This window comes from Streptomyces sp. NPDC052107 (assembly GCF_040680215.1).
GTDB lineage: Bacteria > Actinomycetota > Actinomycetes > Streptomycetales > Streptomycetaceae > Streptomyces.
Genome location: NZ_JBFAWG010000029.1, coordinates 50446 through 63106, shown reverse-complemented (window position 1 = coordinate 63106; position 12661 = coordinate 50446). Strand labels below are relative to the sequence as shown.

Below are 12661 nucleotides of genomic sequence, written 5' to 3'. Positions count from 1 at the left end.
AGGGCTCAGGACAGGTCGGCGTACAGGACGGCCGCCCCGTCGAACCGTCCGGCCTTGAGGTCGCCGAGCGCCTGTGGGGCGCGGGACAGCGGATAGGCGTGCGTGGTCGCGCGGACGCCGTGCCGCGCGGCCAGGGCGAGGAACTCCCGGCCGTCGGCACGGGTGTTGGCGGTGACGCTGCGCAGCTCCTTCTCGTAGAACAGCTCGGTCGCGTAGTGCAGCGGTGGCACGTCGGTCAGGTGGATGCCGGCGAGGGCCAGCACGCCGCCCCGGTCGAGGGCGCGCAGCGCCACCGGGACCAGCTCGCCTGCCGGGGCGAACAGGATCGCCGCTTCCAGCGGCTCCGGGGGCGCCTCGTGCAGGTCCCGCGCGGAGGCCGCGCCCAGCTCCAGGGCCAGCCTGCGGGCGGCGGGCTCCCGGGTGATCACATGCACCGTGGCACCCTCGGCGAGCGCCACCTGCGCGCACAGATGGGCGCTGCCCCCGAACCCGTACAGGCCGAGGCGGCCGCCCTTGGGCAGTCCGGTCCGGCGCAGCGCACGGAACCCGATGATCCCCGCGCACAGCAGCGGCGCCGCCGCCACATCGTCCAGGGCGCCGGGCAGCCGGTAGGCGAACGCGGCCGGCACGGTCGTGTACTCGGCGTATCCGCCGTCGGCGTCCCAGCCCGTGTACTCCGAGTACGGGCACAGGTTCTCGGCGCCCCGCGCGCAGTACGCGCACACCCCGTCGGTGCGCCGCAGCCAGGCCACGCCGACCCGGTCGCCCGCCGCGAAGTCCCGCACCGCGGCCCCGGCCCCCACGACCTCGCCGACCACCTCGTGGCCGGGGGTGACCCCGGCCCGGTGCACCGGCAGATCGCCCTCGGCGACATGCAGATCGGTCCGGCACACCCCGCAGGCCCGCACCCGCACCAGCAGCTCGTCCGCCCCCGGAACCGGCACGGGCCGCTCCACCAGCCGCAGGGGATGCCCCTCGACCGGCCCCGGCAGCACCACCGACCACGCCCGCATCGTGCCCGTCGTCATCGCACCGTCGCCTCCACTTCCCATTGTCCGTGCGGGTCCCCGGTTCGGCGCGCGGGCCGACGGTGGGATGGCTAGCGTGAGCTTCGGGACGTAAGCCTCGAAGGCGGGGGACCATCCGTACGGGATCCAAGACCAGGAGGGCCGCGAGCATGGCCGTGCAACCCGAGGGAACGCCCTGTTGGGCCGATGCGATGTTCAGCGACGTCGAGGGAGCCAAACGGTTCTACGGCGACGTCCTCGGCTGGACCTTCGGCGAGTCGTCGTCGGAGTACGGCAACTACACGCAGGCCTACGCGGAGGGCAAGGCGGTGGCGGCCGTGGTCCCGCCCATGCCGGGCCAGGAGGGCCAGTCGCAGTGGTGCCTGTACTTCGCCTCGCCGGACGCCGCCGCCACCGCGGAGAAGATCCGGGACAACGGCGGCGAGGTGCTGATGGAGCCGATGCAGGTCGGGGACTTCGGCACGATGTGCCTGGCCCGTGAGCCCAGCGGGGCCGTCTTCGGGGTCTGGCAGGCCGGCACCCACGAGGGCTTCGAGGCGACCGCGACCCCGGGCGCCTACTGCTGGGCCGAGGTCTTCACCCGTGAGCCCGAGAAGGCCGACACCTTCCTCTCCGCCGTCTTCCCGTACCGGATGAAGGACATCGTGGACGACGCGGTGGACTTCCGGATGTTCGACGTCGGCGAGGACACCGTCCTCGGCCGGATGCGGATGACCGACGACTTCCCGCCCGAGGTGCCCTCGTACATCAACGTCTACTTCACCGTCGACGACTGCGACGAGGCCGTCTCCCGGGCCACCAAGCTCGGCGGCATCCTCCGCTTCGGGCCGATGAGCAGCCCCTTCGGCCGGTTCGCGGCACTCAGCGACCCGCAGGGCGCGAACTTCTCCGTGATCGACATCGCGACCACGGAGGGTGAGATGCCCAAGGTCAAGGAGGCCTGACCGGCGCGTGACGCCGTCCGCCGCGGCCGTGGCATGATCGTGCGTATGCATGAACGTGTGGTGGCCGCGTGCGACGGGGCTTCGAAGGGAAACCCCGGACCGGCCGGATGGGCATGGGTGGTCTCGGACGGCGACGAGCGGACCCCCGTCCGCTGGGAGGCGGGCCCGCTCGGCCGGGCCACCAACAACGTCGCGGAACTCACCGCCCTGGAGCGGCTGCTCACGGCCGTCGAGCCGCACGTGCCGCTGGAGATCCGCATGGACTCCCAGTACGCGATGAAGGCCGTCACCACCTGGCTCCCCGGCTGGAAGCGCAACGGCTGGAAGACGGCCGCCGGCAAGCCCGTCGCCAACCAGGAGCTGGTCGTCCGCATCGACGCGCTCCTGGACGGCCGCACGGTCGAGTTCCGCTACGTCCCGGCCCACCAGGTCGACGGCGACCCGCTGAACGACTTCGCCGACCGTGCCGCCAGCCAGGCCGCCTCCGTCCAGGAGGCGGCCGGCAGCGCGCTCGGCTCCCCGGAGCCGCCGCCCTCGCCCGACACCCCGAAGGCGGCCGCCCGGAAGGCGCCCCGCCGCACCGGCGGCGGCGCGGCGTCCTCCCGCACCATCAAGGCGAAGTTCCCCGGCCGCTGCATGTGCGGCCGCGCCTACGCGGCCGGCGAGTCCATCGCCAAGAACGCGCAGGGCTGGGGCCATCCGGAGTGCCGTACCGCCGAGGCCTGAGCACAGCGCGGTCCGTTCAGCTGTCGAAGGTGTAGTACTTCGTGTGGTCCAGCAGGTCCGCCGGGCGCACGTCGTTCCACGGCTTCATCGTCTCGTTCAGATCGACGACGTCCGGCGTGCCGCCGGCCGGCACGTACCCGGCGTCCGGATGCCGTCGCTGCCACTGGGCCCACAGTTTGTCGACGTAGGCGTGGTGCAGCCAGAACACCGGGTCGTTCGGGGAGACCCCGGTGGCCATCTGCCCGCCGACCCAGACATGGACCCGGTTGTGCAGATTGACCCCGCGCCATCCCTCCAGGTGGTTGCGGAAGCCGTCCGAGGCGCTGTTGTACGGTGCCGTGTCGTACGTCGCCATCGACAGCACCGACTCCACCTCCGCGCGGGTCGGCAGCTCGCGCACAGCCGTGCCGAGCGAGCGGCGCAGGAAGGTACGGCCGTCGACGCGTATGTTCATCGGCCAGTTGCCGGCCGCCGCGGCGAACGGCCCGTCCATCACCCGGCCGTCCGTGCTGCGCCCGGTGCCGCCGAGGAAGTCCGGTGCCCACAGCGCGGCACGCACCGTGCGGTCGGTGCTCCAGTCCCAGTACGGCAGCGCGACCGAGGAGTCCACCGACTGCAGCGCCTGCTCGAAGTCGAGCAGGAATCTGCGGTGCCAGGGCAGGAACGACGGTGAGCGGTGGCCGGTCCGCTCGCCGGTGTCGGTGTCCGACATGATGAACGCGTTGTGCGTGCGGACGAACTCGTCGTAGCGCCCGTTGCGCTTGAGTTCGAGGACGGCGGACACGAACCGCTTCTTCTCGTCGGCGGTCAGGGCGGCCTGGTTCTTGCGTACGGTCATGGTGCGTGATGCTCCGGAAGGTCCTTGCGAGGCGGTCAGTTGGCGGGGAAGGGGAGCAGCGGGGCGCCCTGCAGCTCGTCCACCGCGGCCCGGGCGGCGGCGCGCGGGGTGGGCACCGGGTCGTAGTGGCTGACGACGCTGATCCAGCTGCCGTCGGCGTTGCGCATCACATGCAGCTGCACGCTGTCGATCAACACCTCGTAACCGCCGCCGTGTTCATGGTGGTGACCGCCGGAACCCGTCATGGGCCTGCCCTGTATCCGGCGGCCCCGGTAGACCTCGTCGAAGGTCTCCGGCATCGGCATGGGGTGGCCGTGGCCGGCGGCCGAGGCGGCGGGTGCCACGCGCGTGGTCACGGTGGCCGTCGCGGCGAGGGCCGCCGTCGCGGTGAGCGCGCGGCGCCGGGTGATGTCGGGCATACGGGTCCTCCTGGAAGGTGTGCCGGTGGTGACGACGTATGCCTATCGGGGGCCCCGGGGCGGGAAGAAATTGCCCGGAACCGGTTGGCTGCGATCCGGACAATTGGTCACATGTCGTACAGAGTTGAATCAAGATGATCTTGCCGCGGCCGGGGGGTGGCGCGCCCCGGAACGGGGAATTCCTTGCTCCCCCGGCCCCGTTTCCGGCGATCCTTCTCGTCCGCCGTCCGTCCGAGTGGCCCGGCTCACCACGCCAGACTGACGCGATAGGGCGGGGTGGCCGCCCTGCTACCCTGCGGTACCGTTCGAACACATCGGGTGACTGTCAGGGGCGCGCACGTGAAGGTCGTCTGTGTCGGAGGCGGGCCCGGGGGTCTGTACCTCGCCATCCTGCTCAAGCGGCAGGACCCGTCCCATGACATCACCGTCCACGAGCGCAACCCCGAGGGCTCGACCTACGGCTGGGGCGTGACGTACTGGCGCGGCCTCCTCGACAAGCTCCAGGAGCACGACCCCGCCACGGCCCGGGCGATCGAGGAGGCATCCGTCCGCTGGAGCGACGGCGTCGCCCGCGTACCCGACCTGAGGACCCGTCACCACGGTCACGAGGGCTTCGGCATCGGCCGCCCCCGGCTGCTCGGACTGCTCGCCGAACGGGCCCGCGCCCTCGGCGTCCGGCTGGAGTTCGAGAGCGAGATCACCGAACCGCCGGCCGGCGCGGACCTCGTCGTCGCGGCCGACGGGGTGCACAGCGCCCTGCGCACCCGCCACGCGGCGGCCTTCGGCACCCGGATCACCTCGGGCCGCAACCACTACATCTGGCTCGGCACCGCCAAGGTCTTCGACGCCTTCACCTTCGCCTCCACCGAGACCGAGCACGGCTGGATCCGGGCCTACGGCTACGCCTGGAGCGGCGTGACGGGCACCTGTGTCGTCGAGTGCTCCCCGGAGACCTTCACCGGGCTCGGCCTGGACCGGGCGAACGAGGCGGACGGCCTCGCCCTGCTGGAGAGACTCTTCGCGGACGTCCTCGACGGCCACCCGCTCACCGGCCGCCCCGGCGCCGGCCGGGGCAACTTCCGCACCCTCACCAACCGCACCTGGCACCACGGCAACCTGGTGCTGCTCGGCGACGCCGCCGACACCACCCACTACTCCATCGGTGCCGGCACCACCCTCGCCCTGGAGGACGCCATGTGCCTCGCCCGCGCCCTGCATGAGCACACCGGCCAGACCGACGCCCTCGCCGCATACGAGCGCCGGCGCATGACCGAGCTGCTGTCGGTGCGGAGCACGGCCCGCTACAGCGCCCGGTGGTACGAGAACCTTCCGCGCCACATCCACCTCCCCCGCACTGGATGTTCGCCCTGCTCGGCCAGCGCCACTCGCCCCTGCTGCCGTACGTCCCGCCACAGCTGTACTACGGCCTCGGCAAGGCGGCCGGCCGGCCGCAGGCGCTGCACACCCAGGGGGGGCACGCGCCCTGCACGCCCGGTCCTCGGCCCACCGCGGCTAGCTCCCGCCCGTCCCCGCGGCCGGCGCACCCCGGCTTTTCCACCCACCACCCGAGGAGTCCCGTCCATGGCCGTACCCGTCTCGTTCGACCAGACGTCGACCGGCTACAGCCTGCAACGCGCCTACTGGCTGGCGCGCGCGGCCGACCTGGCCTACAAGGACCGTGCCGTCATCGAGGACCAGGCCGCCACGTGGGGCTTCGACCAGGTACGCCACCACGAGACCCGCTTCACCCCGCCCTTCCCGCTGCAGGACACCCAGGCGTACACCCTCGCCAGCGAGCGGATGATCGTCACCGCGTTCCGTGGCACCGAACCCACCCGGATCAAGGACTGGCTCACCGACGCCACCACCCCGCCGAGGCCCGGACCCGGCGGCAACGGATACGTCCACCACGGATTCGCCGAGGCCCTGGAGTCGGTCTACCCGGCCGTCCACCACACCCTCGCCGAACTGCGCACCGACGGCCAGACCGTGTACTTCACCGGGCACAGCCTGGGCGGCGCCCTCGCGATGCTGGCCGGCGCCCGGATGTATCTGGAGGACCCGCACCTGGCCGCGGACGGTGTGTACACCTACGGTCAGCCGCGCACCTGCGACCGGCTGCTCGCCGAGGCGTTCCACAAGGGATTCGGCGGCCGCATGTACCGCTTCGTCAACAACAACGACATCGTTCCCCAACTGCCGCCCGAGCCCGCCTTTACCCATGTCCGCGCCCTGCGGTACATCAACTCCCACGGCCGGCTGCACGAGACCATGCCGATGCTGTCGGCGCTCACCGACCGAGCGGCCGGACTGACCGCCGACGCCTTCGCGCCCGCCTCCGACGGCCTCCGCGACCACTTCATGCACAACTATCTGACGGCGCTGGAGAAGAACCTCGACTGAGTGCCCCGCGTCGGCGCGGGGCGCATTGGTGAATGGTCATTCACTCGCTAGGGTGAATGACCATTCACCGAGCAGTCGTGTCGCCCCCAGGAGCGCCGGATGGACCAGCCCGCCCCGATATCCGAGCCGCCCGGCCCGGCCGTGGCGCCCTCGCTGCGGGACCGGCTCACCATCCCGGTGCTGGCGTCGGGCGGCATCCTCATGGCGGTCATGCAGACCGTCGTCGTGCCGCTGCTGCCGGACCTGCCCCGGCTCACCGGCGCGTCCGCCGCGACCGTCTCCTGGACGGTCACCGCGACCCTGCTCTCCGGCGCCGTCCTCACCCCGGTGCTCGGCCGGGCCGGCGACATGTACGGCAAGCGGCGGGTGCTCACCGGTGCGCTCGCCCTGATGACCATCGGGTCGGTGCTGTGCGCGCTGACCTCCGACATCGGTGTGCTCATCGCCGCCCGCGCACTCCAGGGCGCCGCCGCCTCCGTCGTACCGCTGTCGATCAGCATCCTGCGCGATGAACTCCCGCCGGAGCGGCGGGGCTCGGCGGTGGCGCTGATGAGCTCCACCGTCGGCGTCGGCGCCGCGCTCGGGCTGCCGCTCGCCGCGCTGGTCGTCCAGTACGCCGACTGGCACACCATGTTCTGGCTGACCAGCGCCCTGGGCGCGGTGGGCGTCGGGGCGACCTGGCGGGTGGTCAAGAAGTCGCCGGTGCGCGAGCCCGGCCGGTTCGACGTGCTCGGCGCACTGGGGCTCGCCGCCGGGCTGGTGTGCCTGCTGCTGGGCGTTTCGCAGGGCGGCTCCTGGGGCTGGGGGAGCGAGGGGGTCCTCGGGCTGTTCCTCGGTGCCGCCGTCGTCATGGCCTTGTGGTGGTGGCAGCAGCTGCGCGCCGAACGGCCGCTGGTCGACCTGCGGTTGGTCAGCAGGCCGCGGGTCGGCCTGTCGCATGTGGCCGCTCTGCTGACCGGGTTCGCCTTCTACGCCAACTCGCTGGTCACCGCCCAGCTGGTGCAGGCGCCGAAGGCCGGCGGCTACGGCCTCGGCCTGTCGATCGTCGCCACCGGTCTGTGCCTGCTGCCCGGCGGCGTGACCATGCTGCTGTTCTCACCGGTGTCGGCCCGTATCTCGGCTGCCCGCGGCCCGCGGATCACCCTCGCGCTGGGCGCCGCCGTCATCGCCTGCGGCTACGCGGTCCGCATCGCCGACAGCCGCGACCTGTGGATGATCATCACCGGGGCCACGGTGGTGGCGACCGGGACCACGCTGGCCTACTCGGCGCTGCCGACACTCATCCTGCGGGCCGTTCCGGCCGGGCAGACCGCCTCCGCCAACGGCGTCAACGTCCTCATGCGCACCATCGGGCAGGCCACCTCCAGCGCTGCCGTCGCCGCCGTCCTCGTGCACCACAGCAGCCCGGTCGGCGACGTCCCGACACCCACGCTGCACGGCTATCTGCTCGCCTTCGCCATGGCGGGCGTCGTCGCCCTCGCCGCCTGCGCCGCCGCCCTGTCCATTCCCGGCGACGGCACCCCGGACGGCACCCGGCGTGCCGGGGACACCACCCGCGGCGCCCGCGACCAGGCCATGGAGGGAGCATAGGAGGCGTGAGCACGCCACCCGCACCGAGCCTGTCCGCCCGCCGCGACGCCGAGGCCACCAAGGCGGCCATCCTCAGAGCGGCCCGCCACCTCCTCGCCCGGCACGCGCCCGCCGACATCACGCTCAAGGCGGTCGCCGAACGCGCCGGTGTGAGCCCGCCGTTGATCGTGAAGTACTTCGGCAACAAGGATGCCCTGTTCGCCCGTGTGATGTCCTTCGACACCGACGCGGACGCCCTGCTGGACGCGCCGCTGCCCGACCTCGGGCGGCACATGGCCCGGCACGTCCTCGCCAGCCAGCGCGAGCGCGGCGCCGACCCGCTGCTGCGCATCGCCTTCGCCCCACTGCACGGCGACCACGGCGACATTCTGCGCGCCAACTTCCGCGCCCAGGTCACCGAACGCCTCGCCGCCCGGCTCACCGGCCCCGACCCGGGCCTGCGCGCCGAGCTCGCCGTCGCCGCACTCGTCGGCCTCGGCGTGATGTACGGCATCGCACGCGGCCCGCACCTGCGCGAGAGCGACATCGGCTCCATCGCCGACCGCTACGGACCGCTCGTACAGGCCCAGTTGACCCCCGGAACCTGACTCACTCGCCGGCCGGCGGGCCGGCCGCGATCAGCACCGGTACGGCGGCCGGCGCGGCGGCGCCGCGCAGCACACCACGCCGGGTGAGCGGGCCCGAACCGGCGCCCGCGGAAGGGAAGCTGTCCATCGAACGATCGATCACGCGGTCACGCCAGGGGCCGCTCTACGCTTTTCCGCGTTCCGTCGGCCCATCTCACCCATGTGGGTGAAACACGCGCAGCTCGCCCGCCGGAGCGGCTCGTTCCGCGTGCCCCGGTGCCGGATGACACACTGGCGCCATGGACGAACGCGTAATCGGCAGGTCGGGTCAGTGGGCATCGGTGATCGGTCTCGGCACGTGGCAGCTGGGCGCCGACTGGGGCGACGTGGACGACAAGGAGGCCCTGTCCGTCCTCGAGGCCGCGGCCGAGGCGGGGGTCACCTTCTTCGACACGGCCGACGTGTACGGCGACGGACGCAGCGAGGAGACCATCGCCTCCTTCCTGCGCGGCCGGCCCGATCTACATGTCCTGGTGGCGACCAAGATGGGCCGCCGGGTCGAGCAGGTCCCCGAGAACTACGTCCTGGACAACTTCCGTGCCTGGAACGACCGCTCCCGCCGCAACCTCGGCGTCGACCGCATCGACCTGGTCCAGCTGCACTGCCCGCCGACGCCCGTCTACTCCTGCGACGCGGTGTTCGACGCCCTGGACACCCTGGTCGAGGAGGAGCGCGTCGCGGCGTACGGGGCGAGCGTGGAGACCTGCGCCGAGGCGCTGACCGCGATCGCCCGGCCGCACGTGGCGAGCGTACAGATCATCCTCAACCCGTTCCGCATGAAGCCCCTGTACGAGGTGCTCCCCGCCGCCCGCGAGGCCGGCGTCGGCATCATCGCGCGCGTGCCCCTCGCCTCCGGCCTGCTGTCCGGCAAGTACACCAGGGACACGGTGTTCGCGGCCAACGACCACCGCACCTACAACCGGCACGGCGAGGCCTTCGACCAGGGCGAGACCTTCTCCGGCGTCGACTACGAGGCCGGTGTCGAGGCCGCCGCAGAGTTCGCCGCGCTCGCCCCCGAGGGCTACACCCCGGCCCAGCTGGCGCTGCGCTGGATCGCCGAGCAGGACGGCGTGACCACGGTGATCCCGGGCGCCCGCAACCCCGACCAGGCCCGCGCGAACGCGGCCGCCGCCAAGCTGCCGCCGCTGCCCGGGGAGACGTTCACCGCGATCCGTGAGCTGTACGAGCGGCGGATCAAGGACCAGGTCGAGCACCGCTGGTAGTCACCCTGTCACCCGTCGTTTGAACGAACGGCTGGGCGGTTACACGCAAGCGCATGAAGGAGGAAGGACCGCGCAGGGGGCGGGACGAGACCGAGGAGGAGCGGGCCGACCGGATGTGGGTCGAGCTCATCCAGGAGGTCCGCGTCGCCCAGACGGGCGTGCAGATCCTGTTCGGCTTCCTGCTGACCGTCGTCTTCCAGCCGAAGTACGCCACGCTGCCCCACGCCGACCAGGTCATCTACATCGTGACCGTCGTCCTGGGCGCCTGCGCGACCGGCGCCCTCATCGGCCCGGTGTCCCTGCACCGGCTGGTGTCGGGCCGCCGGATCAAGCCGCAGACGGTGCGGATCGCGGCCCGGATGACGTTCGTGGGCCTGATCCTGCTCCTGGCGACGATGGCGTGCGCCCTGCTGCTGATCCTCCGGGTGGCCACGCAGGGCGGCTATGTGCCGTATCTGCTGGCGGCCGTCGTCGTCTGGTACCTGGTCTGCTGGTACGGCCTGCCCCTGTGGGCCCGGCACCGGCACACGACCGCGCCGCGCACCGACCACCTCGGGCCGGGGCACTCCCCTCCAGCGCCCGGAGCTGACGGTCGTGGACACGGCTGAGCAGCAGCACGGACACCACGGCCCCGATCAGCGCGCAGAACATGTCCCACTGGGTGTCCCACACATCTCCCTGCGTGGCGAGGAACGCGTCCGCGCCGTGGCCGCCGATCTCCGCGGCCAGCCACTCCAGCAGTTCGAAGCAGGCGCTGAACGCCAGGCAGGCGGACACGGTGAGCGGCGCGAGCCAGCGGCTGCCGCGCAGCGGCGAGATGCGGCTGAGCAGCTCGCGCACCAGCACCGCCGGGACGAAGCCCTGCATCAGGTGCCCGAAGCGGTCGTACGGATTGCGCCGCAGACCGAGGGTGTCGCGCACCCAGTCGCCCGCCGGGACCCCGGCGTAGGTGTAGTGCCCGCCGACCGCGAGCACCAGCGCGTGCGCGGTCAGCAGCCCGTACAGCAGCCCCGTCAGCGGGAAGCGCCGCCGCAGCAGCACCGCGAGGGGCAGGCCCACCAGCGCCCACACGGTCTCCAGGAACCAGGTCGCGCGGTCGTGTACGTCCCACGCCGACAGGGCGAGGCCGGCGGCCGCCACGCCCGCGAACACCGCGGGCGGCACCCGGCGCGGTACGGGATGCGGAGCGGGATGCGCTGCGGTCACGGCGGGGCTCCTTGCCTCATGGCGTCGTAGGAGCCCCATCGTGTCCGCGCCGCACTCCGCGGGCATGAGTAAGGCCACTCAGCCCGCGGCGAGGATCTCGGCCACCAGCGCGTCGACCGGGACGCGTTCCTGGCCCGGCGGCACGATCCGGTGGGTCTGCCGCAGGAACGCGGCGACCGCCGGCGCCCAGGCGAACACCACCGCGTGCTGCCGGCCGCCGTCCGGGCGGACGTCGCCGAGGAACTCCATGCGCAGCTCGTGCCACGCACCGGTCGCGGCCGGCCGCAGCCGTACGTCGCCGACGCCGACGGGCCGCGCCAGACCCTCGGAGAGCATCTCGCGGTCCAGCCGCCAGCAGGCCAGCACCCTGCCGTCGTGGCCGAAGACTGCGGTGACGGCGAACGGGTCGTCGGCGTCGTAACTGAGATGGGCCAGCACGGGACACCGGCCGGTGCCTTCCGAACGAAGCTGTACCACCAGGGTGTTGTGCACGAACGCAGTCACGAGAGGGCCTCCGGCGACGAACGGCTCAGGGCCCTCTAGTACCCCCGTGAGGCCCGTGATGCTCACCCGTGCGAGGGATTCCCGCCGGCTCCGCGCAGCGCGGCCAGGCAGCCGCCGACGGCCTGCTGGAGTTCCTCCAGGCGCCGGACCATGTCGTCCTCGTAGAAGTCCTGGGCGTCGTCGAAGGTCAGCTCCTCGAACGCTGTTGTAGAACTTCGTCCGCCGCTCCTGGACGCGCAAGCAGGGGTCGGCCTCGACCGCCTCGGCGACGAGCGACTTCATGGTGCCGTAGGCCTCGGTGGCCCACTCGCCGGTGTCCTCGCCGCCCTCCAGCTCGTCGATCAGCGACAGATGGCGCTCGGCCTCCTCGCGCAGCTCGGCCGGGGCCTCGACGGTCTGCCCCGCCGCGGTCCTGATCTGCCCGGACTCGGCGATCTGCCGGACGTAGCCGATCCGGTCGGCGGCCCGGCTCTCGGTCGCGACGGCCTTCTTCAGGTCGTCGGTCCGTACGACGTCACGCGCCAGCTCCGCCTGCAGCTCGGGGTCCTCGCGCAGCCGGTCCAGCAGGGCGGCTCGGGCCGTGCGGGCGGTGGAGGGGTCGGCGAGGATCGCGGCCCGCAGGGCGGTCGGGTTCTCGGCGACCTCCAGCGCCTTGGTGGGGCGGATGCCCTCGGCCTCGGCGGCCTCCGCGATCGCGGTGCCGCGCTCGGAGGTCGCGCTGGTGCGGGAGACGTAGTAGCTCAGCCACACGTCCGCGTCCGGCAGCTCGACCTCTTGGCCGGGCTGCAGGGCCTCGAAGTGCGGTACGAGCCCGTCGTCGGCGGCCCGGTCCCAGGCCCCTGTAGTAGCGCATGACCCGCTCCGGGGAGCAGCCGGCCAGCTGAGCGAACTCCTTCGCGGACACCTTCGGCGTCTCACCCGCCGCCTGTCCGCCCGGCCGCACACTGCGGGCCACCATCAGCGCGAAGGCCCAGCTCCCGGTGCGCGCGTAGCCGCCGAACTCACGGGCGTCACGCGCCACCAGGTCGGACAGCGGCTGCGGGGCCGGGGCGGACGTCTCGGACGGGTCGATGACCAGGGTCACGGATGACTCTCCTGCAAGAATGCTCAAGGGACCGCACCCGGGAGCGGGCGCAGACAGGAAAGCCCATATG

12 protein-coding genes and 3 pseudogenes are annotated in these 12661 nt (G+C 72.5%); 8 read left to right on the top strand and 7 right to left on the bottom strand.

Going from position 1 to position 12661, the window contains the following annotated elements; translation table 11 throughout:
• Positions 1-5 precede the first annotated feature (5 nt).
• On the bottom strand, positions 6-1013 hold the full coding sequence (locus AB0M27_RS27065; RefSeq protein WP_365724998.1) for a zinc-binding alcohol dehydrogenase family protein: 1008 nt from the start codon (positions 1011-1013) through the stop codon (positions 6-8).
• 164 nt (positions 1014-1177) lie between these two features.
• Here AB0M27_RS27065 and AB0M27_RS27060 point away from each other — a divergent pair, with 164 nt between their 5' ends.
• Both AB0M27_RS27060 and AB0M27_RS27055 read left to right on the top strand, forming a co-directional pair.
• Positions 1178-1972, top strand: a complete 795-nt coding sequence (locus tag AB0M27_RS27060) for a VOC family protein (RefSeq protein ID WP_365724940.1) — start codon at positions 1178-1180, stop codon at positions 1970-1972.
• Positions 1973-2005: 33 nt separating this feature from the next.
• The gene (locus AB0M27_RS27055) at positions 2006-2698 is read left to right on the top strand and encodes a ribonuclease H (protein WP_365724939.1); all 693 of its coding nucleotides are present in this window, start codon (positions 2006-2008) and stop codon (positions 2696-2698) included.
• Positions 2699-2714: 16 nt separating this feature from the next.
• Here the strand turns inward: AB0M27_RS27055 and AB0M27_RS27050 are convergent, their stop codons facing one another.
• Both AB0M27_RS27050 and AB0M27_RS27045 read right to left on the bottom strand, forming a co-directional pair.
• Entirely contained in the window at positions 2715-3536 is an 822-nt protein-coding gene (locus AB0M27_RS27050; protein ID WP_365724938.1) for a tyrosinase family protein, read from the bottom strand.
• Between the two features lie 35 nt (positions 3537-3571).
• The gene (locus AB0M27_RS27045; RefSeq protein ID WP_365724936.1) at positions 3572-3955 is read right to left on the bottom strand and encodes a tyrosinase cofactor; all 384 of its coding nucleotides are present in this window, start codon (positions 3953-3955) and stop codon (positions 3572-3574) included.
• Positions 3956-4294: 339 nt separating this feature from the next.
• Between AB0M27_RS27045 and AB0M27_RS27040 the strand changes: the two are divergent.
• From AB0M27_RS27040 to AB0M27_RS27025, 4 genes and pseudogenes are all read left to right on the top strand, one after another.
• Positions 4295-5415, top strand: a pseudogene (locus AB0M27_RS27040) (FAD-dependent monooxygenase); the annotation flags it as partial.
• A 121-nt stretch (positions 5416-5536) separates the two neighbouring features.
• Positions 5537-6358 (top strand): lipase family protein, encoded by an 822-nt coding sequence (locus AB0M27_RS27035; protein ID WP_365724934.1) that lies wholly within the window; start codon positions 5537-5539, stop codon positions 6356-6358.
• A gap of 99 nt (positions 6359-6457) precedes the next feature.
• Positions 6458-7948, top strand: a complete 1491-nt coding sequence (locus AB0M27_RS27030) for an MFS transporter (RefSeq protein WP_365724932.1) — start codon at positions 6458-6460, stop codon at positions 7946-7948.
• Positions 7945-8535 carry a TetR family transcriptional regulator gene (locus AB0M27_RS27025; RefSeq protein ID WP_365724996.1) on the top strand — a complete coding sequence of 197 codons (591 nt, stop codon included), beginning with the start codon at positions 7945-7947 and terminating at the stop codon, positions 8533-8535. Before AB0M27_RS27030 ends, AB0M27_RS27025 begins: the two co-directional genes overlap by 4 nt.
• A gap of 1 nt (position 8536) precedes the next feature.
• On the opposite strand, the gene AB0M27_RS27020 is transcribed toward AB0M27_RS27025, so the two are convergent.
• Positions 8537-8677, bottom strand: a complete 141-nt coding sequence (locus tag AB0M27_RS27020) for a hypothetical protein (RefSeq protein WP_365724931.1) — start codon at positions 8675-8677, stop codon at positions 8537-8539.
• Between the two features lie 136 nt (positions 8678-8813).
• Here AB0M27_RS27020 and AB0M27_RS27015 point away from each other — a divergent pair, with 136 nt between their 5' ends.
• Together AB0M27_RS27015 and AB0M27_RS27010 are read left to right on the top strand one after the other, a co-directional pair.
• Positions 8814-9797, top strand: coding sequence for an aldo/keto reductase (locus AB0M27_RS27015; protein WP_365724929.1), 984 nt, complete (start codon positions 8814-8816; stop codon positions 9795-9797).
• A gap of 53 nt (positions 9798-9850) precedes the next feature.
• Positions 9851-10405, top strand: coding sequence for a DUF6328 family protein (locus tag AB0M27_RS27010; protein WP_365724927.1), 555 nt, complete (start codon positions 9851-9853; stop codon positions 10403-10405).
• Here the strand turns inward: AB0M27_RS27010 and AB0M27_RS27005 are convergent.
• The 3 genes and pseudogenes from AB0M27_RS27005 to AB0M27_RS26995 form a co-directional block, all read right to left on the bottom strand.
• Positions 10380-10961 (bottom strand): annotated as a pseudogene (locus AB0M27_RS27005) (DUF2238 domain-containing protein); the annotation flags it as partial. The gene AB0M27_RS27010 and the pseudogene AB0M27_RS27005 overlap by 26 nt on opposite strands.
• A gap of 120 nt (positions 10962-11081) precedes the next feature.
• Complete coding sequence (locus tag AB0M27_RS27000; protein WP_365724925.1) at positions 11082-11507, bottom strand: SsgA family sporulation/cell division regulator; 426 nt, start codon at positions 11505-11507, stop codon at positions 11082-11084.
• A gap of 62 nt (positions 11508-11569) precedes the next feature.
• Positions 11570-12591 (bottom strand): annotated as a pseudogene (locus AB0M27_RS26995) (hypothetical protein).
• Between the last annotated feature and the right edge of the window lie 70 nt (positions 12592-12661).

What these genes read in the sequence shown, in the direction of transcription:
- AB0M27_RS27065 (WP_365724998.1), bottom strand. Translation starts at nt 1,013, where the DNA reads ATGCGGGCGTGGTCGGTGGTGCTGCCGGGGCCGGTCGAGGGGCATCCC.
- AB0M27_RS27060 (WP_365724940.1), top strand. Translation starts at nt 1,178, where the DNA reads ATGGCCGTGCAACCCGAGGGAACGCCCTGTTGGGCCGATGCGATGTTC.
- AB0M27_RS27055 (WP_365724939.1), top strand. Translation starts at nt 2,006, where the DNA reads ATGATCGTGCGTATGCATGAACGTGTGGTGGCCGCGTGCGACGGGGCT.
- AB0M27_RS27050 (WP_365724938.1), bottom strand. Translation starts at nt 3,536, where the DNA reads ATGACCGTACGCAAGAACCAGGCCGCCCTGACCGCCGACGAGAAGAAG.
- AB0M27_RS27045 (WP_365724936.1), bottom strand. Translation starts at nt 3,955, where the DNA reads ATGCCCGACATCACCCGGCGCCGCGCGCTCACCGCGACGGCGGCCCTC.
- AB0M27_RS27035 (WP_365724934.1), top strand. Translation starts at nt 5,537, where the DNA reads ATGGCCGTACCCGTCTCGTTCGACCAGACGTCGACCGGCTACAGCCTG.
- AB0M27_RS27030 (WP_365724932.1), top strand. Translation starts at nt 6,458, where the DNA reads ATGGACCAGCCCGCCCCGATATCCGAGCCGCCCGGCCCGGCCGTGGCG.
- AB0M27_RS27015 (WP_365724929.1), top strand. Translation starts at nt 8,814, where the DNA reads ATGGACGAACGCGTAATCGGCAGGTCGGGTCAGTGGGCATCGGTGATC.
- AB0M27_RS27010 (WP_365724927.1), top strand. Translation starts at nt 9,851, where the DNA reads ATGAAGGAGGAAGGACCGCGCAGGGGGCGGGACGAGACCGAGGAGGAG.